Origin of the sequence: Prevotella lacticifex (genome assembly GCF_019973375.1) — a bacterium.
GTDB lineage: Bacteria > Bacteroidota > Bacteroidia > Bacteroidales > Bacteroidaceae > Prevotella > Prevotella lacticifex.
Window position 1 is genome coordinate 352,279 of the sequence record NZ_BPTV01000003.1, and the last position, 26,291, is coordinate 378,569.

Consider the following 26,291-nt stretch of genomic DNA (forward strand, 5'->3'; position numbering starts at 1 on the left):
ACCTTTCAAAATACAAGAAGGTGAGAACCAAAGATGGTGGTAAATGGGGTACGGCAACCATGCTTAAATATATAGAAGAGCTAGTTGCTATGCTTGGTGTATAGTGTCTCAAATGGAGGTTTCTTTAATCAAAAGCAAACTGATATTCTAAGCAGTCCGGATGAAAGATTACTTTCAGAACATCTTTCATGCATTGTCCATAAATTAATTCCTTTTCGAGTATAATCATGTCAATTGACAGGTCGGCATACTTTCTAATAGCCGCTTTGATCTTGTTTGGAGAAAGAGTGACGGAGAAATGATCATCGCCATATTTTTCACTAACCAGTAGGCGAAATGGCACATTTTTACTTAGCATACGTGTGAACATATAAGGATAAGACTTATACATTAAGCCCACAAAGAATGCAGCCAATTCTTCGCCAGTTTTAGGTTTCACCCGCAATGAGTCAAAGCTAACCTGTCCATCCGCATATGCTATATACAAAGAAAAGGTATTACCAGAGAAAGAAGTCTTGTTTATCGACACCATACCTTTGTCTATCGGACAAGACTTATTGAGTCGAGCTGATATCTCGGAAAGGGTCTGAGCTTTTCCGTTACATACTGTCAGCATCACTAACGCTAACAGTATCAGATGGATAGAATTCTTGACTTGCATGGTTTTTGGATTAGACGCAATTTATATTAGAAAGACTGAAAGGATCGACAAAGAAAGGCAATTCTACATTTTTTCTATACTGTCATAGTGAAGCAAGAATTCAAAATCTGCAATATGCCCTTTTGAGTGAAGATTTAGCTGTCGATAGAACAGATTTATCAATCGATCTAAGAAAGGGATTCTGCTCTTATAACCAGACATATAAACAGTATGGGTCATCATTAAACTCACCTTATTTTTAAACAGAACTGTATTGTCTGTATCTGTTCGGAACTTATCATTCTGAGCAACTTTTATTACATTTATAATCTCATTATACATACTCTCATATTTTTGCAAGAGCGATTTTAGTTGTAAAGATTTGCTTTTAAGCGAAGGGCTCTTGATACTATCCAATGCAGTAACAGCACTATTTACAGAACTATTCCAAGGATAGAAAAGTTTATCACTTGCATAGTCGATGATGTATTGGTCGTAAATTGCGATTTTAGAAAGTTCAGAATTTATTGACTCTATGTTCTGTTTTAGTGAATTCTTTTTATTTATAGACCACGTACATTTCTTTTGAATAGCGTCAAAGTGAGTTTTGTTTGCAGTCATCTCACTATCAAACTGACAATAAGTAAGTTGAGACTTGATTGAGTCCAACTTTTGCTTTTTGATTGCACTTTGAAGTACGGCTATGTCTCCCTCCAACTTGGTTATAGCATTTCGCTTTTCTTTAATGGACAAGCCAGCCCAAGTCTTATTGGAGCTTTCAGACTGAGCAAGCGACACTTTAATGTCGCAGAAGAAGACAATCAACAAGAACGCTATAAAAAATATTTTTTTCATCTGTCAATACTAAATAACCGTCCAAACTCGATATAATCACTAAAGATTAGGTCTCTTTGCCCTGCTTTATATTTTGCAATGGCGTTATAAACTTCCCTTACTAACACATCCATATAGTGAATTCTGTTTGATGTCTTATAATAGGGGCTTAAGCAATATGAAGTGTGTGAAACCGCAGAAAAATAATCCTTAGCAAAGTCATTCCGAATTTTTGCCATCATATCAGAACGGATGCTAGTCTTAGCACTAACAGCCCTGGCTCCTTTATCGTGTTGAACTCTATCTAAGGTAGCAACAAAGTCACTGTAATATGAATGATAGCTCTGTAAGATATCAAGTAGTTGCGGATAAGGATTATTTTTGACCCGAGAGAGTACATCCAATGCTGTCTCAACACTGCTATCATATGGATAATAGAGCTTATTATTTGCATATTTGATTGCACATCGTTCCGCATATTTTATGTATAACGTATAAGTATCAAGTTGCTTTCGCAAATCAGTCAGGCTATCCTGCAATAGCAAAATGGCCACAGAGTCTTTGTTTAACGATGCCAAGCCCTCTTGAGCCTCTACTTTAGCATTGCTAAGTTCTGATAGTTTACCTTTGATGGTTTTGTTGAAGCTAATAAGAGTATTTCTTTCATTAGTCAATCTGGCTTTAATGGTGTTCAGAGAATCCCATCTCACTTTAAGCAACGAATCCTCTATGCTATCCCCATCTTTCGGTGCGACTGCATTAGAATTTAGCACTGAAAGGAAGATCATTGTCAACAACAACAATATTTTATGCATGTCGTTTACCATGGTGATGTAGTTAGCTGTTCTGATTGTTGACGCTCAAACTCCTCCTTTGCTTTTTCAAGGTAATAAGCGTCTGCTTGGTTCTTATAAGTTTTGATACTTGCACTGAGCGATGATGTACTTGAGGCATAGCTGCCATAAGTACTTTTTGCGCCATTGCTATATTCCCTTACAGCATTGTTTGCAGAGTTAATACGAGCTTCATAATGTTCTTGACTTGTATAGATCCAGCCTCTATTAAGCGATTGAACCTTTGACGTAATAATCCTAAAATGCTGTCTCTCCAATGCCGGAGTAACATTGGAAAGAGCTTCCATAAGTGATGTACAAGATTGTAAATTAGGCAAGTTACTGTAATAGTGTGCATTTGCTATAACAGATTTGGCAGCAGCCATACCATGGAAACTCGTAGAATGAGCTACAGACCACGCCTTACGATACTGACCTATAGTTGTTTCTATATCATTTAAGCCTTGGGCAAGATTACCGCAAATGACGGGATCACCATTATTGGTTGTCCAACCTCTAAGCAAATAGATATGAGACAGGATGTTGTTAAGCTTTGCATTGTCCCATACCTCCTTTTTGAATTCTGCTTTTGAAGCTGAAATAAAGGGCGGTACGTATGCTTTAGCAAGGCTGTCAGTTAAGATGCCATACTCCTGAAGGCTGATAAAATCATCACGATAATACCAGCTCAGCTCATCCATGATATTGTATAATGCAGTATCATTCTGCTCATTACTTTTCTTCAAAGAACTTATTTCATTTTCGAGAAAGTTAAAATGCTGGTTTCCATACTTCAAATTCGTAGGCGGTGAGACCTTAGTCTTATAAAAGACCAAGATTCCACCTACGCAAAGGACTACTCCTAATACAAGGATTAGAACTTTTGTTCCTGTTCTTTTACTGTCTGTCATATTATTGACCGATTTGGTTTATACCATTATTAGTAGGCTTGTTTCCTTTACCTTTTGTTACCTTGTGCACGGTTTTTTCTGCCGAAGAGGATCCACTCTGAGTTACCCTAGTTCCTTTTGGCTCACTTGAAGAAGGGCTTGTTGTAGTTTCATCTTGAGAAGGCCCCATTTTATCGGATTCACCACTTCCTGCCCAGCCAAATGAATCTTCCATATCACCAGAGCCTTCTCCCTTGAAATGTGATGGATCTTTTATATATTCAATGTACTTGGATAATGTTATTTTTCCATCGTTGCTGTATGGCTTTACTTTTGACGGAACTGTTATTCCCTTATTCTTAATTTCGTTGATAGCAGCAAGTAATTGAGAGAACTTTGAAGATTGCATCAAACTGTCATTACTTCCAAGTCCAATGATGTCATCAAACTTATAATTGTTCATGGCATCGTATAGATTCTGAAGCTGATACTTGTTTAGACTATCTTTGCTCCACTGATTAGAATTGTCAAGATATTTGACAAGCTGATTTACGTGTGCAGAGTCAATCAGTGCTTCTTGACTTTGATCCTCTGGAGCTATGTGCTTATCATTATGAAACCATCCAGGCCAAATAAGACCTGTGAATAATACTACAAAAAGTAGCAAACCACCCCCAATAAGAGCCCTTTTTGCTAAAGAATGCTTCTTATGTCTATGGTTTCTATCATATCCAGTTCTCTCATTGAGTCTTCTTTCAGAGACGTAATCATATGCTTGATCTCTCTGAGGCTGGTTATAAGTCCAGGTGGCTCTGTTTATTTGATCTTCTCCATAAGCGAGATGCTTATTAGAGTGCTTGAAACCATCAGGTAGAAGAAGATCATTCCAATCTAATTCATGATTGGCTACTTTTTGCCCTGTATATGAAACAGAGTTAATAATCAACTCTATGTTGTAGACAAATCTACATTCTTCAAGAGTAATAAGTTGAACACTCATAGCATCCTTTAGAGGAAGAGTACGTAACTTATATCCATCAGCAGAGAATCTAATAGCTGCCTTTGAAAGATCCTGTTCTTTTATGTCTATATATTTTCCAAATTTAGACGATTTCTGCATGAAATCAGCATCGTAATGATATGGAATGCCCTTATTCGTTCTTCCATCAACAACATGGAAATGTGTCAGTGGTATACGCATGATTATGTCACTATCACGAAGAGCTGGTATTGTCATACCTTTCTTTATAGTAATTTGGGCTTCTAATTCGGCATACCCTTCCTTACTCCAAGTAAGTTTATGCGTAGTTCCTTCTTGTATACTGATGGTATGGTCTAATTTTATCCCATCTATAGAGAGGATAAATCCTCTTCGATTTTGCGCGGGCTCAATTTCTACAAGAGATACAATTGGCTTGTTGGTTAAATCAGCTTGAGCTGATGAAAAGGATATACCTTCTCCTTTATTTGAAAGAATAATATATCCGTAGTTGGCGTAGTAATTCTGGAAAGGACTCTCTACTATATCTTCAAGAGAATAGTCAGTGCCTTTACCATAGTACCTAACAGCGTAAGAAGAATCATTCCGTGAGGAAGTAAATTGAGGAAGAGCTTTCTTCGTTGCATAAGTCTTAGAAACCAAGGAGTTTATGGCCTCGTCCTTAAGCTCATCGTTAGAGATTATGTTTTCGGCCTTTTTCAAAAGGTCAACAACCTCATCCTTGCTAATTTTTACTTCTGCTGGAACAAAAATGTCGCAGCTGATATAATCTTGAGGTCTTCCACCATTAGCAGCTTTGATTATTGTATATAGGGCGCCTCTTGTCGTACCAGTGTTAATCAAAGATAAAGCTAATAAAGAAGATGTTTGACTGTTGTAAGGAAGTTTTCCTCGAAAGTCACGCACATAGTTCTTGATCTCGGAAGCAACACCATATTGCATTGCTCCACGATCACCTCCCACTATTATGTGAATATATATTGTTATCGTATTCATGATCTGAATATGTTTTTAAGTTTACCAATCTTGCCTGTATCAAGAGTATAAGAACGCTCAAGAATAAGGTTCACGACTTCGGAAGAGTCGTAGTCATCGAATAGGCAGAAGTCTTTAAAGCAGACCTCTCCCAAAGTGAATGGAATGATGTCAACATGGCCGCCATTGATTTCGTACTTCTGGCAGAGGTTTACCAAACCATTATAAAAGTTCGCATAGCCTTTACCAATGTACTCTTTTATGTCTTCAAGGCTATTGAGACCGTCTCTTTCTGCCTTATCTGATTTTGAAAGTAATACATAGATTCCATCGGTATCATTGTCTAAAATGCCAGTTCCGTCTATATACTGAAGAGCTCCGTTTAGATATACGTTTTGAGGGAATCCATCGTAAAGACGATTCTCAGCACCATATTCAATAACGAAAAAATGAATCTTTCGGTTATCGGAACGGTTGTTCTTTAAAATATTAGTAACCGTCTCAAGATGCTTAGACTGTTCGTCAGTCAATTTCGATGGGTCAGCATCATGCCAGTACATTGCCTTGAACAACTCACCTGCTAAATCTATTAAGGTTATAGGATGAGTTTTTCCTCTTTGATCTACCAAGTCAAAACTCATAGCATAGGTCTGTGTGAAGCCTGTACTTGGTGGTAAGTTCGTAGCCTTATCGCTCTTAAAGAGATCTGCAAGCCTGTTCATATAGGCATATCCTTGACAATTCTTATCCATTGCCATAGTTCTTGCTACATGACCACTATTGGCAACACTTAGAATGCCACCTAATGCACAGGTCTTACCAGAAGATGGAATACCCCAAAAATAGACTTCTGTACAAGGAAGATCTATCTCTGTCAATGCTTTCGCATTAAATGTTAGGATGTTGTTATCTGCAGAACCAAGACAAGAGAAGAAACGACTATCAATGCCAATACTGTTTAAGTCATCGAAGTCTATAAGTTGATCGTCAACCATCAACTTGTACAGCGTTGTATGATCAAGCCAGTTGTGATCTTTCTGAATTCTGTTCAGTATATCTTTTTTAGATGCTCTTCCGCTATTCAATGCTTCTTTAATGGCTTGTGCCTTAACCGCCGGCTTATCAAGAACCTTTGTAGACGTATCAATTTCAGTAATCTTGTTGGAAAGGACAATAATACCGGGTCCAGCATAAGAAGATGCTTGAAGATTAAAAATAAGCTTCTTGCATTCTGACATATGCGGATCATCAGAGGGATGAGAGTCTCTATACAGCTTTAAATCATGCAGTCTATCCTTGTTTACCAACTCCCACTCACTCTCAGCGTCAGCAACTTGTGCTTCAGATTGCAATTCGGATTTTTTATTCCTTGCCTCATTGCGATATTTTCCACTTTGATAGGTGTCTAAATACTGCTGATAGGCTTCAATAGTATTTATCTGTTGAGTCTTTTTCCAATCATCGTCCTCGGAATTTTTTACAAAACCTTCTATCTCCCTACGTCTTGCAGGAGATAGCGATCCTGTCATTTTTAGTTCGTCCAAAGTGACGAGGTTAGATTTAATATAGTCGGCTAGCTCTTCTGAAGTGTAGCTTTCTACATTGTCTAATATGTCTTCTTTTGTTAGCATTATATTATATGTTGTTTATTCCATTCTTATTCTTCCATGAAGTCCTCCTCTTTGACGAGGCTGATTGACTTGTGCCTTTTCTTGAGTATCTTGTTCCTGGACCTGAGCGTCTCTAACTTGTCTCCTATGCTCAAATCTGTTAGTTTCTTTTTGAAACCCAACAAGATATTCGTCAGAATCCCTTATAGTTCTGTGTACACCTTCTTGACCGAATAGCCTATAAATATTCTTTGTATTACGTCTCTGTATGAAGTAAGGGAACAATAAGAGAATATAACAAAGAATGCCCGTTATTATAGCTGTCGGAGTTGGAGATGACGATTCAGTATACAAACCTTTCAAATTATCCAACGCTGTCTCTACCTTGGAAATTTCTTTTCCATGATCAGAATAGATTTGAACAGTATTATAGCCTTTGTACTCTTCATTGTTTATCTTTTTGGCAGCAAATGAAGCCAAGTCTTTATTCCAACTTCCCATTGAAGTCTTGATTTGCTTTATGTTGCCGATGATAAAAACGTTCCATACGCTTGCTCCTTTGACATTGTCTATCCAGTCTGTTGCGGTCGTTTTCAGGCTGTCATAGTTGCTTGATAACAATTGAAGTTCAAGTTCTTTGACCATCAGTCTTTTCTGCTCATTGTCGTTTCTTCCTGTAAGCCCTAAGTCTCTATACTCTTGTGGTCTAAGATTCTTATTGCTTACAACCCGGTTGAGCATTGACTCATAGTTATCAATACGTTTGTGAGCATATTCATCATAGTCTGTGAACATATTCTTTGATAGCTCAATAGCACTGTCAAACTGTTTAGTTATCTCATCACCATCCTTAAATACGGTCCAAAAATGAGAGTAAGGAATCATGCAGATAATAAAGACTATAGGAGAAGCATACATGAATATACGTTCCCAAACTATACTCTTCCTAAACTTCTCGTCAACGCCTTTCATATATTGTGCACCGATAAAGAAGAGCATAAGTACAATTAAAATAATTGTAGTCCCTATTCCCGCCTTGCTGAAATTACCATCAGATTCATAGGTTACACCCATAAAGGTAATGTAGCCGATGAATATTAGGACAAGGAAAGCCACTATGTGACCCCATGAGAATTTTAGTTTCTTATTCATATTTTACTTTGTTCTTATTATTTTCCATTGGGTAATTGTTTCTCCAATTCCCTGATTTTTTCTTTATATATTCTTATAAGTTTACGAACCTCATCATAATTTGTATTTCGATCTGGAGCTCGTGGATTCGCTCCATTAGACATATTTTCATCACTACCATTGCCAGTTCCGCCACTTTCATAGTCTCCATCACCTATGACAGGCTGATCTCCCAACCCTTTCTCTCTTATTGGATTTGGAAATCTTCCACTTCTTACAAATACAAGAGCCTTATCTACTTGGAGCATTGGCGGAACATTCCCTTGGATTGACCTGCCCGATGCCTGGAGTACTCCTAAAGCCTGTGTTACAGTAATGTTTTTCTTAAGACTTTTCATAAGAGCTATTGTGCCTGACACTATTGGTGCAGCCATACTCGTCCCGTCGCAAAACCTGAAGGACTTAACAGGGAATGAACTGTATATATCTTCACCTGGAGCCGAAATATTGGAACCACTTCCATAATTCGTAAATTGTGTGGCTGCTAATGACCTGTTAACGGCAGAGACATTGATAGTCTGATTTGTTCTACACTCTGGAAGTATTTTTGTCAAAATATCATTATTACCTGCGGCAAAGACAATAATGCTGTTTTTCTTATTGGCTACAGCGATTATCTTCTTCCAAACCCTTTCCTCATTTTTAAAACGCGTTTGGGCAAGCAGCGCCTGCTGGCCCTCTGACAATGAGTTTAGTCCTTCAAGATTTGGACCAATAGAAACATTAATAACATCCGCTCCTTTATGAACAGCGTACATAATTCCACTTGTAACGGATGAAAATGTTGAATAATTGTTATCAAAGACCTGTACAGGCATTAATTTACAATTTGGTGCCATTCCGGAAGCTCCTTGGCTGTAAAATTGAGTAGAGCCTACAGCAAGACCAGCAACATGCGTTCCATGTCCTTCACCACGACTTAATGTGTTTGATTGTGTAAACACATTGTATGGCGAAACTATTCTGCCAGTAAACATGGGGTGACTATAATCGATTCCATCATCTACGACAGCAACCGTAACATTCGCTGAGCCTTTTGTATATTTCCAACCGCCTGTTACATTCACTGCTCTAAGATGCCATCCAGCATCTGTCCCGTTATTATTGATATAACCATTAAGTTGAAAAATGGCCTCATCAACAACAAAGAACTTTTGCCGAGGCAACTTTGAAACCATTTCGTCTCTCACTCTGTCACGCTGATCTGTAGGTACTTGAATTTGAACCATCTTTACATTACGGTCACAACCAATGATAGTGTATTCGTCCTGTGGGTATGCTTTTTTAAAGTCTTGTGCAAATTGATTCAGATTTGCATTGTCGTTCTCAAAATAGATATTGAGTCTGTTTGCGACAATATTTTCCCCATCAGGAGACTTGCCAATAGGTGGCATGTTTCCATCCTCGTCAGTAATAGGTGCAACTACAGTGCCTTCAGGGAGTTTACCATCATCTCCAATAATATTATGGGAATGTCCATTGTCGTCGACAATCTTTCCATTTCTGTCCTTTATAGAATCAATGGGCACAACCCCATTTTCTTCTGCATGATGAGTACAGCTATTACAAGCACGTAAAAGCAAGAATAATAAAATGAATAATAGTACAAGCAGGAGTAGCCATTTCAGACAGCCACGCCAATCTAATTCTGTAATCCACAACCAAAATCTTTTATACCAAGGAAGCCTTGTATAGGTTGCTGTGTATCTACTTTCATTTGGTCTGCTCTCAAAGGACCACTTATTGAATTCATACCCTTTATTAGGCCTGACCTGAGGGAAATCAGAGGCTTGCAGGGTATATCCGTCTTCTTTAACGAACTCAGTATTGCCATCTAAAGTTCCATAGTCACCTGGAAGGAAAACAAATTTTCTGTCATTCTTTGGTAAAACAGGAGAAACTGCCGTTGGGATTTGCTGACTTTCTGCTCGGTCAACATTGTCATCAACGGGATTTTCTACTTTGATGTAAATAGCTTTAAAGGTTACATCTGAATGAACGACATATCCAAAGGGTGACGGCTGCCACTCTTTAAATTCGTAACCGGTATGAGCATTGACCTTAGGCAGATCTTCCTTTGCTATGATCTTTCCGTCTTCACGAGAAAGTTTTGCATCAAGCCTGTTATAAAGATCACCATTTACTCCTACATCAAAAGTAACAGTAAACCTTTTCTTATCTTCTGGTGAAACATATACAACACTACCTTTTGTTTCATGAAGCCTGGTATCCACACTCATGCCCCATACAGTGAGGACTACTTTTTCATCATAGCAATATATGTATTCATCCTTAATGTACTTTAGAATTTGCGTGAGAATGATATTAGCATCACCGCTTGAATGACGCAGGGCTTCCTTATAAGCATCTATTGTGTCATTCTTAATAGCCTCATAATGATCTTGTTCTTCACCTTGAAGCTTATCTATTGGTCTTGGAGTTTCGTGCCATTTTTCTACATACCAATGTATCTTATCCTCATCTTCAGAATAGTATGGTTGAGCAAGAAATGACAGGTACTTTTCAGGTACAGTGCTTCTTACTACGCTATAGACACTGTCATATCGCTTGTACAGAGGATCATTACCAATACCTGCAAAATCAGTAAAGAATGACAATTCTGTACAGCAAATTTCTTGCTTTCCTGGAAAGATAGCATTTCCCTTCATATTATTGTCTGTTAATCGTTATATAGTTTATCGCATGCTTCAAGCATTTGTCCCATTTCATTATTAGCAACAGGATTTATATCAGAGATGTCACTTGCATATAATAATCCGATCATTACGCAATTTTCCCATTTCATGAAATTACTCCACAAAGGAAGTTTTTCGAGAGCCGATTTGTCTACATTACTTTCCTTCAGCATACCAGCAGATTCGTCCAAAACGGAAAGGACTTCTTCGATAGGTCTTGTGTTATAGGACGTGGTGGAAGCTTTTGCGCTAAAATCTACCTCTAAGCCACAATGACGTGCTTTTGCTTCAATATTATGAAGTTCTGCATCAGTCATCATGTCTCTGCCTACATTACTGATGAACCTGTTCAATAAAAGAGAAGTATAGTCTGCCACCGCATTCGGTAGGTTCTCCTCATCGAACATCTTAATGTATACATTCACTTTATCAGAGATGTATTTACGCACATTTAACGCCTTCCCTAATCTTTGAAATGTGAGTACCAACTCACTTGAATGAGGCAATAAGGTTCCAAGTTTTTCTACTTGTTTATTTAGGAAATCATTCCAATATTGAAGAATACGCTTTGAAAGAATTGCAGCTTCAGATCCAAGATCTTCTGATGGTTTCAGAACGACATCATCAATTGAGAGACCTTGTTTTGCAAGAACTTCCTTTAGTCTTGTTTCATCACAGGTAAAATGGTCGCATAGACGCCTTATGTTTTTCTCTCTGTCATCATCAAGATCTATTCCGGCTTGAACTCTAATAAAGTTCACTGCAGAGAAATCCTTTGGAATCTCAGTATGAAGATTGAGGATATTGTATGCAATATCTCTGATCGGGTCTGACGGAATCATTAAGCTATCAATGATTTTACCAAAAGACTCTGCTTTGTTCCCTACTGACAATTCTAAAGAAAGCTTTAGATCACTGGCGATTTGTTTTACCTTTCTATTGTTTTCCTCTTTGTCTCCTGACTCATGATAGGCCTCAAGTCTTCTACGAATATCGTCGTTAATATCCTTTAATTTATGTGTATATCTTGCAAGTCTTGCGCCATCAAGATAAGAAGCTATGCCATTGAGCTGTTTAATGATAGCTTTGGAACCGTCATTATTAAGAGATGCAACATCTTTCCATGCTTTTTCGGGATTTTCGAAATGACGTTGAACAAAAGGATGGTGTAGAAAGCTTTGCTTAAGGTCTTCCCAATAGTCAGGATATTCTGGGAAAGTATGGATGCCTGTTTCCGGACTTTTAATTACTCGATCACTATAACCATCAAATAGCAAATTCTTACCCGACCAGTAAAAGTCGCGCAGTAAAAAAATGTTCTGGAAATATTTTGATTTAAACATACCTCCAGGAATAACCCAATCCTCCATCCAACTTTCGGGCTTGATGATTTCAGGAATAACTGTATCAAAACGTTTCCAGTGCGAGGATAAATCACTGGATGTAGCAGGATTATCCATCTTCTCCTTTTGCATGTCTAAGTTAAACTTAGTTGCAATGAAAAATAGCGGAGATATTCCATTGGTAGTCTTTAAAAAATTTGTTCTTTCTTCGGGTGTCTTACCTATCGCTTGATTTAACCAAGAATTTATCGTCTCTCCTATTGTAGGCTCTGCTTTTTGGTCATTATGATGACAGAAGAGGACAGCACTGATCTGAAGAGAGCGTGAATATTTGTTGAACAAGTATGCCACTTTACCTCTTCTTAGTATCTTTGGTAATACAGATTTTATCTGCTCTTCTTTGTATTTCTCTCTTGAACGAGCACCAGGGAAATCAAGCAGGTCTATCTTCTCAAGGAATTTTCTCTCGTTGGCAATGCTTTGAGGAAGTACAAATGTCAACTCTGCTATCAAAGCTGACAAATATCCTTTTCCAAACTGACTAGTAATAAGATTACCATCCTGGTCAAAAACATCTGTAAAAGCCTCGTCTTTGCCATAATCAATGTCCATACCGCAAACAGTATCAAGCCAGTCTATCTTCAGAATCGTTCCTTGTGAAGCCAATACTGTGTAAAATGGAATATACACAGATGTCTGGAACCCCAGCTTCTTATATTCATTAATTAATGTAGAGAAGAGTCGGTTTAGATCGACATTATTATTCCACAGCAAGCCGAATACATCTACCCAGTTTGTATACGGAACATTCTGAATAAAAGTAGACGTGATTTTTGCAAAGCCAGAATCCAACACTGGTTTGGAATTGCTTCCAATTATATCACGAAGATAATCCTCAATATCTTTTATATCGTCTTCAGTAATAATATTCTGTTTAATATCATTGGAAGAGAAAGTACTCTTTAAGTTTAAGAGTTTTTTTCTTATTTCCTCTGTACTAAGCGATGTCTCAAAATTTATTTTTACATCATTATAGTAGGAATCGGCCAATAGTAAAATAATATCAACAACGGAGAGATTATTAACCTTGATATAATCATTCATTTTCTCGTTGATATCGTTTTTTATGGTAAACCTTGTTACGATACCAGTTGATTCTACCTTTGTGTTTTTGCCTCCACTGGGATTAATCTCATCTCCTTAATTCCGCAACTAATTGCGTAATTCTTTATTAATATTTTTTATAAGTCTCTGAGGAACAATAAGTTCCCCAGAGTTTTGCCATTTGCAGAATTTTCACTAACTTTATGGTGTCAAAACAAAAATAGTTCAATTCTAAATGACATGGCAAAAGTAGCAATAAAATATGATAACATAGTCCCCTACGGCGGAATTTTTTATGCTATGAACGAATTTAAACGCGCAGGACTGGACAAACTGGTAGACGGGCGGCTTAATCTCCGCTGTGCGAACTATGGCTATCAGTACAGCGATATCATGCTTGCGCTATTCTGCATATATCTCTGTGGCGGTGACCACATAGAGGATATTACAACCATATTGAACAAGTATCTGAGCACTGCCCCAGATGCGAGGATACCAAGTTCTGACACCATCGCCCGTGGGCTGAAGGAGCTGAGTGCCATGAGTATAGCCTATACGAGTAAAGCTGGCAACGTATATGCGCATGATCCTGCCATGAAACTAAATTCCTTGATGCTTGACATGGCATTGCTGCTTGGCCTTATGAAAAAGGGTCAGGGCATTGATGTCGACTTTGACAACGAGTTCATCCCCGCTGAGAAAAGCGACGCGCTGTATTCCTATAAAAAACAGCGCGGCTACTTCCCGGGCGTGATGACATCCGGTCCGCTGATAATCGGCATTGAAAACAGGCAGGGCAACTCGAATGTCAAGTTTGAGCAAGTGGAAGAGCTGACACGCATGCTGGACAATATCGAGGCTCACGGACTTTATGTGCGCATGTTCCGTGCCGATTGCGGCTCGTTCATCAAGGAACTTGTTGAGGAGCTCTTTCTTCGGACAGAGACGTTTTACCTCCGTGCCAGCAGCTGTGCTGACCGCAGGCAGATGTATGAACAGTGCAAGGATTGGCGTCACACGTCGGTAAATGGCCAGGATATGGACGTCGCATCATTTGAATTCACCGAATTCCTTTCCGACTGGCATTTACGGCTTGTAGTGCAGCGCACCAAGATGGACGCAGAACAGGGAGAGCGGTTCCTGCCCGGCATGGAATATATGTACCGCGCCATACTGACCAGCGACCATAACAGCACTGAAGAACAAGTCATTGACAAGTACAATCAGCGAGGCGCCTGCGAGAAAAATTTCGACGTTCAGAATAACGACTTCGGTTGGGCTCATCTCCCGTTCTCAACCATGGAGGACAACACGGTGTTCCTTCTCTTTACCGCCATGCTGAAGAATTTCTATCAGTACTTGTTGTCAAAGGTCAGCGCAATCTTTCCCGGTATAGACATGAAAAGTCGCCTTAAGCGCTTTGTCTTTGCCTTCATTGTTGTTCCGGCTAAATGGGTCCGTGTCGCCAGGCAATGGACTCTGAATATCTACACTAAGAACAGATGGTTGCACTACTGGACCATTTTCAACGCCAGCTACGGATGAGCCAAACGTTTTGGAGGTTAACAATGTAATATCCCTAATGGGGGTAAGGGGGCTTTGTACGCTCATATCAGTTAGGATATGGCAAAAAGCCAGTTTGAACAAGAGAAATTGCATTCTGGGCGGTTTTGACCGCAATGGCCTGAGACTATTAGTAGGGTTGCGGAATTGAGGTCATCTATAAAACTATATTCTTTTCCATTATTAGAAATTACGAATGGAGCATCAGATGTAGACAACAAGCTATTTATCAGATAAGATTTACCTACCTGACTCTCTCCATAAGCTGCAACGGCACAATTGACTGACAGAGCATTACCCACTCTTCGCAAGTATCTTCTGTCATCTTTAAGAGCCTCAAATGGAAAAGATTCTACTCCGTATCTTTTAGCCCAATCTAAGGCTTTATTTATTATGTTTATATCTTTATTAATGTCATTCTGTATCATAGCAAAACTCTTAAAAATCGAAAGAGCCAGTGTCTAACCAATAGTTGTAATTAATACCAAGGCTTTGAATATCCACTTCAAAATAATCTCTTGAAAATTCATTACCATTGGAATCTTCTACTGATTCAACACTTAACTTTTCAATGTCTTCACTATCTCTTTCCAAAGAAATTGTAAATGGCATTTTTGACTTAAATGTATCTATCTTCTCATTTAGAGCTGCAAGAACTTCACCATCTGTCATGTTTTCCCCCTTAGCCCTTGCCTTTTCTCTTATATTTTCTCTAAGCTTACAGGAATTAAAGTCTATGGCATATAGAATGCGAGATGGGTATGAGTCTAATCCTAATTGCCTAATCCTTAAATAAGAAGGCAACTCATTGACTACAATTTTTCCATTTGATTTTTGGGGAGTTATAATGTAGTCATTTCTTCTTCCTTCTCGTGCAGGTTCTATGTAGTTTACCGTTGACTTAAGTGCTTTCAAAGAACTAAGATCAAGCACAAAATCATTCATGCTTGAAAGTTTAATCGAATAGTATGCAATGGCTCCTCCTATTGCTACTATAGTTTTTGGATTCTTTATATATCCCGTATTGTTACTAAATGGATACCAGTCTCCTACATAATAGTTGTTTAAAACAATTAACTTGTTTGGGGCGACTGGATAGTATTTCAAGAACAGTTCTCTTATGGCTGGTAGAGAAGATGGTCTACCAGAGAGAATAACAATATCACAAGAACAAGCATACAATATTGCAGATATTTTCCGCAATAATGGTTCAAATTCACGCTTAACTATTGAAGAGGCATAATCATAGTTGAAGTTCCACACCAACTTTGTTACGTCTATCCCCGTTTTGTTTTTAAAGCCGTCTAACACATATTGATTAGGTTCGCAATCAGTGAATACATCTTTGTACTCAATTGTACAATCCCTGCTTTGACTACTGAGCAAACCTAAGAAGTAATTCATAAGAGGAACAGAATATTGCACATTGAAATCACGCCTCAGCTTTTTTTCTACAACTGTTTGACCATTGTAATCTGCACCAAAGAAATTTTTCATGAGTTGACGGTACTCTCGTTGCCCTAAATTACTTAAAGCTGCCCTAAATGCGCTGCTATTATTGCCTTCGTCAATAAGCATGACATTCTTCACAAGGGCTTTCAACATATCATCCCCTGCATAATAAAAACTGTCGTAAAATTTAGGTATTGGTTTTACCTCTGTCACATTATCCTCTTCGTATTTGTACTCGTTAATCATAAGGTCTGTGGTACCTGCACCAATATCAAGTGATCCGATAGTCAAAGTGGCATTTCCTTTCCCATACAAGTCAAAGAATTCCTTACAACAGCCTTTGTATTTTTGACTTATTTCACCATACATATAGACCAATTGCGAACAAGTAGCTTCGTCATAATACCAACTTTGCTCATCTTTGCAATATTTGGGATAAACTTCTGTAGCAATCTCTTTACCATAGAAAAGAGATATAAGACGAATCGCATCATTTGCGCACTTTACCATAGCTTCCCTTTCTAAATGCGACATAGCCGTAGGACAAGTAACGATGAGCCTACTTATTCGTCTTGGCATAGATTTATTGCCATGAGAATACCGATAATCATGTTCATTTACTTGCCCCCATGCTTGCAGCAACATTTCCAAGAAAGCAAAAGTCATTAACGAACGTCTTGAGTAGTGATATGAACTGCCACCGTTTCCAGTTTCATCTATAGTACCATCACTTCTCAAGAAATTACTTAAACCAGGAATATTGAGAATGCAATCATCAGCTGGTTCATCCTTCATCACCAGGAATCTCCATTCTTCTTTGCTAGGCATATTGTCCCAAAGGAATCGTTTAGGGCTTGAATATGTACATAACTTCTCCGTGTCATCATCAAGAGATGATGATTTACGGATTAAAGAGTTTGCTTCGTTTCCGAGTCTAACGAAACTTGGATAAACAAATTGCGGACTATTATTAATTCCAAATCTTCCAAATTTTACTTTTCTAAAAGTAACACGCATATCGAAGGGATCACTATACTTGCAAACTTTTGATTTCTCTCCATCTGTATTAATGAGGCTTGTATAATCAGTAAGTTCAAGAGGCTGGACATTCTTCAAAGACACTCCATCCTCTATTAAGATTGCCGTAGTTTTTGAATTACCGACGTCAACAACCATATCAACTTTACGATACTCAACGCCGTCGTCCTTAAATAATGTTACAGAAGGAAACAGAGAGTTCCTTACAATATAGTCAATTAAGTATATGTAAGTTGCTGAATATGCTGTTTTCTGAACATTTTTCCCTTTTATCTGAGATATTCTTTGAACTTCAGGGTGGGATAATTTCATGAGATGGGCATTAATGTATCCCCACTCTTCATTTGAGGAGCAGTAGTCCATAAGTTGGAAATCATTATCGCATACTTCGAACCTCATGTCTTTGCGATACTTGTCGGGAAACACTGGATATTCGTTATATTCATTTGCCTCGTAACCTGCCCTTGTATCGAAGGCCAATACTACATTATATTTCTTGATGCCATTATATTCACCTGCAGGCAGCAATTTCATTCTGCTCCAATTCAATGGACCGAATGACAATCTTTTGCTTGTCTTTTTGAAAAAATAAGGCACAGGAAGCCATTGATTCTCAAAGTCAGACAAACAACATTGCTTATCTTGAAAGTTGATTTTGTAAACTTCTCCGTCTATACCATCTGACATTTCATCATCTACCTTGATGGGGAAAATACCATCTTCCTTCAATATAGCTGTTGAAATTTCCTCTGAAGCCACATTAAAATAGCCACCTTCGAAAATATCTTTCTTATTGTAGTATACATCTTCAGAGTCTAATTTATACACAGCATCCAAACGCCACTCCCCATTTTGCTTATCATACCATTCATGGAACCACATTTTATATGGATCCTGCGTATTAACTTCTATCTGGAATGTCATTACATGTATTCCAGTATTGGCTATGAGAGAATATTCCATTGGTATATATATTACAATAGTTCAGTAACCTTTTAGTTAAAATCGTTAACAAATATGATGTTATATCTATACAGCAATTATATCTATCTATCAAATTCAGATAGCAAACCACCTTCTTTCACTCTTAAAAACGCTTTGGGTATATACGCGGTGGTGATGCAGCCTATTCCGTCTAGTTCGACGACGACACGTTGCTGGCGGGAGACACGGGCGATACGGCCCTCAATGCCTCGGAAGTCGCCATCGGTGACGACAACATGGTCGCCATTCTTGAAATGGCACTGGGAACGGTCGACGAAGAGAATGTGGTCGTTGGCGATGCTCGTCAGGCGGATGAAGTTATCCATCTGCTTATCGGGGACGATGAGCGGTGGGTTCTTGCCGTCAGCATTTATGCGGAAGTGGTCGTAGTAGTAGCTGAGGTAGGCGTTGCCAGGTGCAGCGAGCACAGGGTCTATCTCTTTCTTGGTGGCATGGGCAAAGAGCAGATTGGGGATAAGCGGTTCACGCACCCGCTTTTTCTTGCCGTTCATCTCCTTCTCAGCATCATGCATGGCAAGGTAAGTGTCAATGTCCAACTCTTCCAGCCAGTCCTTTGCTTCCTGTTCGTGATGGTAAGCCACACGCAGAACGAACCATTGCTTTATCTGCTCCTGTTGTCGTGTGTCACTTGGTTCCTGTGGAGCGTTCTCCACCGACACCCCATTCTTGAACTGACTGGGGAACGTGCGAGGGGTAAGCCGCGCACCGGAAAGGAGATTGCCGCCTTCTCGGATGTACACATTAGACAACGTGTCCATAGGTTATCTTTTAGGCACATGAAAAAAGCGTGGAACCCTTGTCACTCGTTCCACACTTCGAGGCTCTGGTATTGCCCATTACTGTCAGAACGAGCAACGCAGAAGCCCACGCCTGTATGTATATCGCACCTTTGGCATACCTTATATATAACATAATATAATAAGGTATACCTCCGGCTGGTGATTACACACCCATGAACATCTACCATTGCCATGCTCTTTGACAGTAAGTGAAATTTACCAGATTTCGAAGTGTCAAGAACAAAGCGTCAAGTAAACGCCTTAATCATATATATGTTCCCCACAGTCAAACCGCTCCTCATGGGCAGTTCTTCCCACCCTCTGCGGACTTCTGCATTGGCGGACGGCCACAAGGGACGTACTCTGCGTTCGGCGGATGGTCACACCCTGCATCAGCCGATAAGGTTTCGGACGTGGTTAACATTGGCAAATTTATGAAGAAATATTGAAAATGCAAAATAATGAGAAAGGTTTTTTGAAGTCAATGAGAAAAAAGATGTTTTGCTTTGTTGCGTGTCTCAAAGCTCTCTCAAATCGATAAATTTTCCTCAGACCACTTACAGACCACATAGAAATTCTAAAATATTCTAATAGACAAGAAGTTATCTATGTGCAATAGTGTCAAATCAAAAGTAAATGCTTATTTTTGTAGACAATATCGTTGAAGCCGACCCTGCAAAGAACCGACTTTTTTGTTTCACTAATACAATTTATGGTAATGAGTAAAACCTACATTCCAAAGATGGCTATAATGTTTTACACCGAGGGTGAGGCAAACACATACCAGGCGCCACCTTCACCACGCCGCTCTATATAGCCTTTGTCCGTCATCTGGCGAAGTTGCTTTTTGACAGCTGAAGTGGCTATGCCTGCCTTTTGGCTTAACGACCCGATGGTGATATCCGGATCGTCTTTAAGGGGCTTAAAGGTGGCCACTGGCCACCTTTGAGCGTATTATTATAACGATTTCATTTTCGTTCTATTGCGTCACGGCGGAATAAAAGTAACTTATGATTCAAGTCGTTATCCATCAGTATTGACGGGAAGACTACAGACAGATGTCTTAACAAGTTATTTGGCATGTCCGATAAGGTTCACGACAACTTTTATCATAGTATCCTTTTCCTCAGGACGGCTTTCAGCAATGAGCAGAGTAAGGGCAACAAGGGTTGCATCGTCAATGCGCTTATTGTGCATATCGTCATAGAGAATGCCATTCTCGTTCATAAACCAAAGAAAGAGAGTAGCGGCAATACGCTTGTTGCCATCACTGAAACTGTGGTTTTTGGTGACAAGATACAGGAGCATGGCTGCTTTCTCCTCTACAGTCGGGTAAAGATCCTGACCTCCAAAGGTCTGATATATCTGGCCTATGCTACTCTTGAAACTGTCGTCCTTCTCGTTTGCGAAGAGTCCGCTTCCGCCAAATTTCTCTCGCAGTTCCGCAAGGACTTTCATTGCACCTTCGTATGTAGCGTGAAACTTCTCCTCTGTGGAGCTTTCTGGTATGCTCAGCCGCTGGTAATCATAGTCGTCAAGACGGTCAAGAGCGAAAGTGTAGTCCACAACAACATCAAGCAGGGCGTTTCGCACCTCCTTGCTGAGGTCTTGCAACTTCACCGTCCTCGCCATCGAGCGTACCAATTGTACCATCTGTTGGTAGTTCTCCTCACGGATACGCTGGTTGATAGCGTAGCCTTTGATGAGATAATCCCTCAATACGCTTGTGGCCCATTGACGGAATTGAATACCTCTCTTCGTGTTTACACGATAACCAAGCGAGATAATGAGGTCAAGGTTATAATAGGCTACATTACGGCCGACCTGTCTCTTGCCCTCCGTTTGAACTGTTCGGAATTTCCGAACAGTTGAATCGGCAGCCAATTCACCATCCTCATAAATGTGCTTGATATGCTCACTAACATTGGCTTTGCTGGAATCAAATAACTGTACCAGCTGTGCCTGTGTCAGCCACACCGTTTCATTCTCCAACTTCACGTCAAGTTGGGTTTTGCCGTCTTCGGTCTGATATATGACAATCTTGTTGTCGAGTTCATCCTTGTTCATCTTCACTTCAATTTGCTTGTTACTCAATCTGCTTTAATGTTTAATCTACTCTTGATGACATCCAAAGTGAGCGCGTGGCCTTTAACCGTTTCTCTGATTAAAGTATACGTCCAGTTTCCTCATCGTTCATTTTTCATTTATGGTACTACCTTTCTAACCTGATAGTTAATCTCCATGCCAAGAACATCAAGAATCTTCTGCACAGTCCTAAGTGAAGGATTACCGTGTCCACGCTCAATATCTTTCACCGTAGCGAGGCTCACCTCTGCTATTTCCGCTAAATCCTGTTGGGATATTCCCAATGTCTTGCGTCGTGATTTCATCGTCTGCACCAAATCCATAGTATGCTATATTAAACTTTTGTTGCAAAGATAGTAAGAATAAAGAAAACAAGCAAGAAAAAGTCTAATAAATTACACTTGCAGACGTGATTTTGTTCATCCAAAAAGATTTATAACAGCCATCTTCGTATCATCTATTCTCATGACAGTATCATCGGATGAGTGATAGGTGCGTGCACGAGTCGAGATGTGACCCCTTTGCTAATTTAAAAGAGCCCCCTTGCAGGTCACGTTTGCAAAGGTATAAAATTCATTTTACTACCCATCTTTTTTCTGTATTTTTTGATTAAAATCCTTCGTTTCCTTGAGTCGGTATGACACGCCGTTCATGTTGACAAGGTATGCGTTATGGGTAAGTCTGTCGACCAAGGCATTACCGGAGAAAGCTCCGCTGAACACCTTACGTATGCCATCAGGTGCTTAGCGGAGTGCCTCGGAGTTCTTCAACGCCCACAGACTTTAACAAGTACACAAACGATGGTGAAACATGGCGGAGCGCCTCGGCGTTCTTCAACGCCCCCGGTTTGTCGCGTAGGGTATGAAGGTAATGCTCAAGCTTGATGCTCCAACTGCCAAGCGCAACGACACTCAGCAGTCCATCGGCGCGCATCCGTCAATTCCTATAAAGGATTCCAGATAGCTTGATGGTACTGTCTCCCCACCGGCAAGGCGTGGGGGAGTTTGTATCAACCCTTTGGTAATCTTCATTGGATGGTCATAAGCTTTTTGACGACGGTCACATTGCTTGCGTCCTTGCTCAGCGAGTAGGTGTACTTGTATGCCGTAGCGTTGTAAGTCGTTGGGCTGCTGTTGACAAGGTAGATATTGCGCTTATTGGCGAAATCGAGTATGCCCGCAACGTTGTCGGGGTGCAACTTGCCAATCTCGTCCATCATACAGTGGATACGGAAATCGCCGAACCGCTTGCTCACCTTCTTCTTGAACACGTTGATGAGCATGATGTTAACCATCGCCTTCACAAGCACGTCGGTACCATCGCTTCCCACATTCGACAGTCGCTCCACCCAGTTGGTGTCGTTGTCGTTCTCCCGCACGCGGAACTCCAGTTTGAAGATGTCGGCGAGGGTGACGGCATCGCGCTTCTGGTCGGCCTCAAGCTGATCCATGAGGACCGTGATGAGCTGTACGGCACGCTGGTTGTTCTGTATGCGCTGCGTTTCGTCGGTAAACAAGTCCATCTCGCCAATATTATTGGCATGATCGTCGTTGAAACTCTTTATCGACAAGAGATGCTGCACAAGGCGGTCGCTACTGTCGGAGATGCGAAGTTCGATGTCCTTCACCACTCCCACGAAGTTATTCTCCCGGAAGTCGCGGTTAATCTCGTTGACGGTAGCCTGCACCTGACTCTTGTTTGACATGAGCTCACCGATGCTGTGGCCGATGGTACGCAGGATACTGGCATACTGCTCGCTGACCCGCTGGCGGTAGGTCTCGATTTTGTCGTTGCTGATGAACTCATATAGATTTGTGGCGAATTCGGTGTAGTCGCGGTCGGTCTCGAAGTCCGTTCTGAAGTGGAACGCGTTCTGCGGTGAGAAGTTGGCCTTGAACTTTTTCACTGCCCCCTGGAACGAATCACAGTACTTATTCTGCTCCATCACCCTGTTCTTCAGCTCCGAGAGGATATCGGCGAGCGGCTTAACCGTTTCCACAGGTGCGTCGGCAAACTCTGCGGGCCACGACTCCGATGCCATAAAGCCTTCCGTCTCATGTATCGACAGCTCCATGGCTTTTTTGTTTGCGATAAGACTGCGGCATTCCTCGTCAACCATTTTGATGGCATCGTCGAGTTTCCGGCGTCTGACGGCAAACTTGTCGTCGAGGTCGTCGAGCTTGATTTTCAGTGCCTTACGCTTGTCCTTGTTCTCCTGCTCATGGTCAAGGAACTTCGCCTTGTCCTCCTGCCACAGAATATATTCCTTACGGTTACGGTCGATGAACTGCAATTGTGAATCAATATCATTAAGCTGAGAACGCAGACTTACCAATTGGTTGGTATCAACACCGAGTCCGTGCAACTCACGGTCCATCAGAGCGTCGAGCTCTTTCAGCCGTTTCTCCGCTTCAGAGACTATTCCCTTGAGTTCGTCCTCGAGAGCCTTCAGCATGGCATCATACCGTGTCTGCACCTCCTTGCGGCTGTGGTTGAACGACTTACGCAATGCGTCGAGTCCTTTCTGCCTTTCGTTTTCAGTCCGCTTTATGTCGTTCTCCGACTTATGCAGCCGTTCGTTGGCATCAGCGAGCTGACGGGTATTCTCGTCCAACTTCTGGCGGCGGTAGTTTTGCAGTGTCTCATTGTATTGTACAAGATGGTTTTCGGCCGACTTTATACGCATTGGAATGCTCTGCAACTCGGCCTCGATATTGCTTTTTTCGACTCGCAACTGTCTAAGTTTGTTGCTTGGTTTCTTCTCCATCAACTCAACATCCGACGTGAGTTGCTCCTTGCGTTTGACGATATCGTTTCGCAACGCGATAATCTTTGCGTCCAATACCGACTTCTCCTTCTGAATGTCGGAAGGCGTGCGCACGTTCCGTTCAATGTTGTCGACGGCAATTTTCACTCCGAAAACGCTGTCCTTGCCCTCCGGAACGATCTCCGGGTGCAGGCTGGTGTTATAGAGTACTGCTTCCTCGTCAGCGATTTTTCCGATGTTTCTCTCCCACCCACTTTTATTCTCGCCAAGCCATTCGATGAGAGATCCTTTCTGTCGGTCGAGCAACTGCTGTAGATTTGCAACCTGCTCATTTACAGACGATATCCTATGTTCGATGTCCTTAACATCAGCATCAGCCTTAGCCTCTAAATCCTTGCGCTGCAATTCCGTCTCATGAGTTATGATGTCAATCTCACGTTGCAGTCGGGCTGAGTCCTTCTGCCGCTGAGAGCTTTCCGTCCGCAGCTTTTCGATACGGGTCTTCTCCTCGTCCATCTGACTGGAATAAGGATTGGCGTTCTTTATTCTTTCCGCATTAACCTGTAAGTCAGCCACTTCCTGCATGATGGCGGTGCGCCGTTCCTGCAATTCACTCAGACGTTTCTGGAATTCCTCGCTGAACCGCTGATAATCGTCCTTGTATTTGTCGGTCAGCGCACCCATCTCCGAGGTTTCCCCTACTTTCAGTTCCGATTGCCGCCGTTGCACATCCAGCTCGCGCTGTTTGCGAGAGTTTACCTCATTCTGTCGCAGTGCGTCGTATTTGGCCTTCACGTCTTTGTTTTTGTCGGTCAGCCGTGCCATCTGCTCGCTCAGACTCTGCCGGCGAATGTTCAGCTCGCCCTCATGGCTGATCTTCTCTATTATCCCGTCGATGCCGATATCCTCATAGTGTTTCCTCTTGGCGGCGGTGTCGTCGAGCACCTTCTTCAGCACTCCCATTTGCTGGTTCAGCTCGTCGCGCTGCTTGTTGTATTTGTTGCTTTCGTCCGCAGCATCGCGCCGCTTCTTAGCAAGCAGCAACTGCGTCTCCGATATCTTACTGTCGACCTCAGGCAGTTCTTTACGGTTGTGCTCCAGAGCAAAAACCGTCTGTCCGGTCAACTCAGCAATCATCTTGCGGCAAGCCTCGTAGTCGGCGTAGGCAGAGAGTACGCGGTCGGCCTCACGCCTCACCATCACGGAGCCGTCTTTCTCCTTACGAAACCACTTGCTGATGTCGTCGTACTGCATGCGGAAATCCTTCACCTCGTCGCGAATCCTGTTAAGGTCAATAGCGCCAGTGTCGGTGAAGTCCATGGAGTCGATGATAATATCCTTAATGACCTGACTCTCAAGGCTTTGGTTAAGGAATATATTCTGTATTGTGCGCGGCACGTTCTGGTATTTAGCACTCTCCATTATCGAGAATCTGCGCAGTTCGCGGCTCACCGCCTGACGATTGCCGTAGAGAACGTTCAGATACTCCTCCCTCGTGCGGACGATATTGCTCTTGAAGGTGCGCACGCCAATTGTCTGGCTTATCTTTCCCCACTCGTAACCGACATTGCCGGCATCGTCGATGAAGAACCGCTTGTCGTACGGGCAGTCGACGAAGCGGAACGCGGCGCGGCCCTGCGAGAGGAAGGCCATAATGAAGAAACGGCCGTTCTCGCGTGTGACCTCATAGATGATGTAGGAGTCGGGGTGTCCGAGATAGAATTCGTCGAACGGCTTCTGCCCGGCCATTGTGCGTATGCCGAGTTTCTGCTTGTTGGCATTGTAGAAGAACAGTATCGCGCGGAGGATGGTTGACTTTCCTACGCCCTGTGTGCCGATGAAGTGTACGTTGCCGTCGAGACAGATCTCGGCATAGCGTATGTTGGCACTATTGATAAAGACTATTTTATTCAGGTATCTCATCGCCCACCTCCTCACTGATGTTTATGCAGTCAATAATGTTTTCGATATAGTGGAAAGCCGAAGTGACTTGATAGAGGCCGTCTATCTCGTTGACTTGTTCGGCGAAACCCATCGTTACCATGGACGTCACGAGAGCCTCCAGCTTGTCGTGGTTGGTGACCTTTTCGGTATAGATATTTTGCAGTTTGTCCTTCAGCTCAAGGTTTGCACCGAGCTGCACCTCCATCTGCGCCAGATTGAACTGTGTGCCCACATCGAAGCCCGGATCGTAAGCCTTCAGAAAGTCGAGGTTGTCAATCCACGGCAAGAGTCCTATAAGTTTGTTCTCGACGGTAACTTTCGGTTCCTTGCGCGCGAAGTAGAAATAGCCGTCGCCGGCACAAAGCTGGAAGTCTATATGTGCGTAATAGTCGGCGTAATCCTGCTGATTCTCCTCCAAATCAAGGAAGAGGGAGCGCGTCATAGGGTCGATGGAGTTGGACGATATGAACTTTCCGTTCGACAGCCGTTGGAATATTTCACTGGTATATTTCATTTTGTTGTAGAGGTAAGAGTAGTTAGTC

Annotated in this window: 18 protein-coding genes; 1 reads left to right on the forward strand and 17 read right to left on the reverse strand. The window is 41.4% G+C overall.

The features are described 5' to 3' along the window. Positions 1-124: 124 nt before the first annotated feature. The 9 genes from LDN30_RS15260 to LDN30_RS15300 form a co-directional block, all read right to left on the reverse strand. Positions 125-661 (reverse strand): hypothetical protein, encoded by a 537-nt coding sequence (locus LDN30_RS15260; RefSeq protein WP_223930137.1) that lies wholly within the window; start codon positions 659-661, stop codon positions 125-127. Positions 662-724: 63 nt separating this feature from the next. After that, positions 725-1,495: a hypothetical protein gene (locus tag LDN30_RS15265; RefSeq protein ID WP_223930139.1), complete on the reverse strand. Its 771-nt coding sequence runs from the start codon at positions 1,493-1,495 to the stop codon at positions 725-727. Further along, positions 1,492-2,289 carry a hypothetical protein gene (locus tag LDN30_RS15270; protein ID WP_223930141.1) on the reverse strand — a complete coding sequence of 266 codons (798 nt, stop codon included), beginning with the start codon at positions 2,287-2,289 and terminating at the stop codon, positions 1,492-1,494. Before LDN30_RS15270 ends, LDN30_RS15265 begins: the two co-directional genes overlap by 4 nt. Positions 2,290-2,294: 5 nt before the next feature. Continuing rightward, positions 2,295-3,218: a hypothetical protein gene (locus LDN30_RS15275; protein ID WP_223930143.1), complete on the reverse strand. Its 924-nt coding sequence runs from the start codon at positions 3,216-3,218 to the stop codon at positions 2,295-2,297. 1 nt (position 3,219) lies between these two features. Then, positions 3,220-5,193 carry a peptidase associated/transthyretin-like domain-containing protein gene (locus tag LDN30_RS15280; protein ID WP_223930145.1) on the reverse strand — a complete coding sequence of 658 codons (1,974 nt, stop codon included), beginning with the start codon at positions 5,191-5,193 and terminating at the stop codon, positions 3,220-3,222. Next, the gene (locus LDN30_RS15285; protein ID WP_223930147.1) at positions 5,190-6,803 is read right to left on the reverse strand and encodes a hypothetical protein; all 1,614 of its coding nucleotides are present in this window, start codon (positions 6,801-6,803) and stop codon (positions 5,190-5,192) included. Before LDN30_RS15285 ends, LDN30_RS15280 begins: the two co-directional genes overlap by 4 nt. A gap of 15 nt (positions 6,804-6,818) precedes the next feature. Continuing rightward, the gene (locus LDN30_RS15290; RefSeq protein ID WP_223930149.1) at positions 6,819-7,934 is read right to left on the reverse strand and encodes a hypothetical protein; all 1,116 of its coding nucleotides are present in this window, start codon (positions 7,932-7,934) and stop codon (positions 6,819-6,821) included. 17 nt (positions 7,935-7,951) lie between these two features. Beyond that, a complete protein-coding gene (locus LDN30_RS15295) occupies positions 7,952-10,642 on the reverse strand; it encodes a S8 family peptidase (RefSeq protein ID WP_223930151.1) in 2,691 nt (896 codons plus the stop codon). A gap of 11 nt (positions 10,643-10,653) precedes the next feature. Continuing rightward, positions 10,654-13,203: a virulence factor SrfC family protein gene (locus LDN30_RS15300; RefSeq protein WP_223930185.1), complete on the reverse strand. Its 2,550-nt coding sequence runs from the start codon at positions 13,201-13,203 to the stop codon at positions 10,654-10,656. Between the two features lie 153 nt (positions 13,204-13,356). On the opposite strand from LDN30_RS15300, the gene LDN30_RS15305 reads away from it, so the two are divergent. Continuing rightward, positions 13,357-14,661, forward strand: coding sequence for an IS1380 family transposase (locus tag LDN30_RS15305; RefSeq protein ID WP_223928390.1), 1,305 nt, complete (start codon positions 13,357-13,359; stop codon positions 14,659-14,661). A gap of 71 nt (positions 14,662-14,732) precedes the next feature. On the opposite strand, the gene LDN30_RS15310 is transcribed toward LDN30_RS15305, so the two are convergent. The 8 genes from LDN30_RS15310 to LDN30_RS15345 form a co-directional block, all read right to left on the reverse strand. Further along, positions 14,733-15,107: a virulence factor SrfC family protein gene (locus LDN30_RS15310; RefSeq protein WP_223930153.1), complete on the reverse strand. Its 375-nt coding sequence runs from the start codon at positions 15,105-15,107 to the stop codon at positions 14,733-14,735. 10 nt (positions 15,108-15,117) lie between these two features. Continuing rightward, positions 15,118-18,132 (reverse strand): virulence factor SrfB, encoded by a 3,015-nt coding sequence (locus LDN30_RS15315; RefSeq protein ID WP_223930155.1) that lies wholly within the window; start codon positions 18,130-18,132, stop codon positions 15,118-15,120. An 83-nt stretch (positions 18,133-18,215) separates the two neighbouring features. Then, positions 18,216-18,932, reverse strand: a complete 717-nt coding sequence (locus tag LDN30_RS15320; RefSeq protein ID WP_223930157.1) for a UpxY family transcription antiterminator — start codon at positions 18,930-18,932, stop codon at positions 18,216-18,218. A 777-nt stretch (positions 18,933-19,709) separates the two neighbouring features. Further along, positions 19,710-19,889: a winged helix-turn-helix transcriptional regulator gene (locus tag LDN30_RS16445; protein WP_223927092.1), complete on the reverse strand. Its 180-nt coding sequence runs from the start codon at positions 19,887-19,889 to the stop codon at positions 19,710-19,712. Between the two features lie 135 nt (positions 19,890-20,024). Beyond that, complete coding sequence (locus tag LDN30_RS15330) at positions 20,025-21,020, reverse strand: virulence RhuM family protein/type II toxin-antitoxin system death-on-curing family toxin (protein ID WP_223928301.1); 996 nt, start codon at positions 21,018-21,020, stop codon at positions 20,025-20,027. Between the two features lie 137 nt (positions 21,021-21,157). After that, positions 21,158-21,361, reverse strand: coding sequence for a helix-turn-helix transcriptional regulator (locus tag LDN30_RS15335; protein WP_223927093.1), 204 nt, complete (start codon positions 21,359-21,361; stop codon positions 21,158-21,160). Positions 21,362-22,065: 704 nt separating this feature from the next. After that, on the reverse strand, positions 22,066-25,728 hold the full coding sequence (locus LDN30_RS15340) for an ATP-binding protein (RefSeq protein ID WP_223930159.1): 3,663 nt from the start codon (positions 25,726-25,728) through the stop codon (positions 22,066-22,068). Further along, complete coding sequence (locus LDN30_RS15345) at positions 25,712-26,263, reverse strand: condensin complex protein MksE (protein ID WP_223927096.1); 552 nt, start codon at positions 26,261-26,263, stop codon at positions 25,712-25,714. Before LDN30_RS15345 ends, LDN30_RS15340 begins: the two co-directional genes overlap by 17 nt. Between the last annotated feature and the right edge of the window lie 28 nt (positions 26,264-26,291).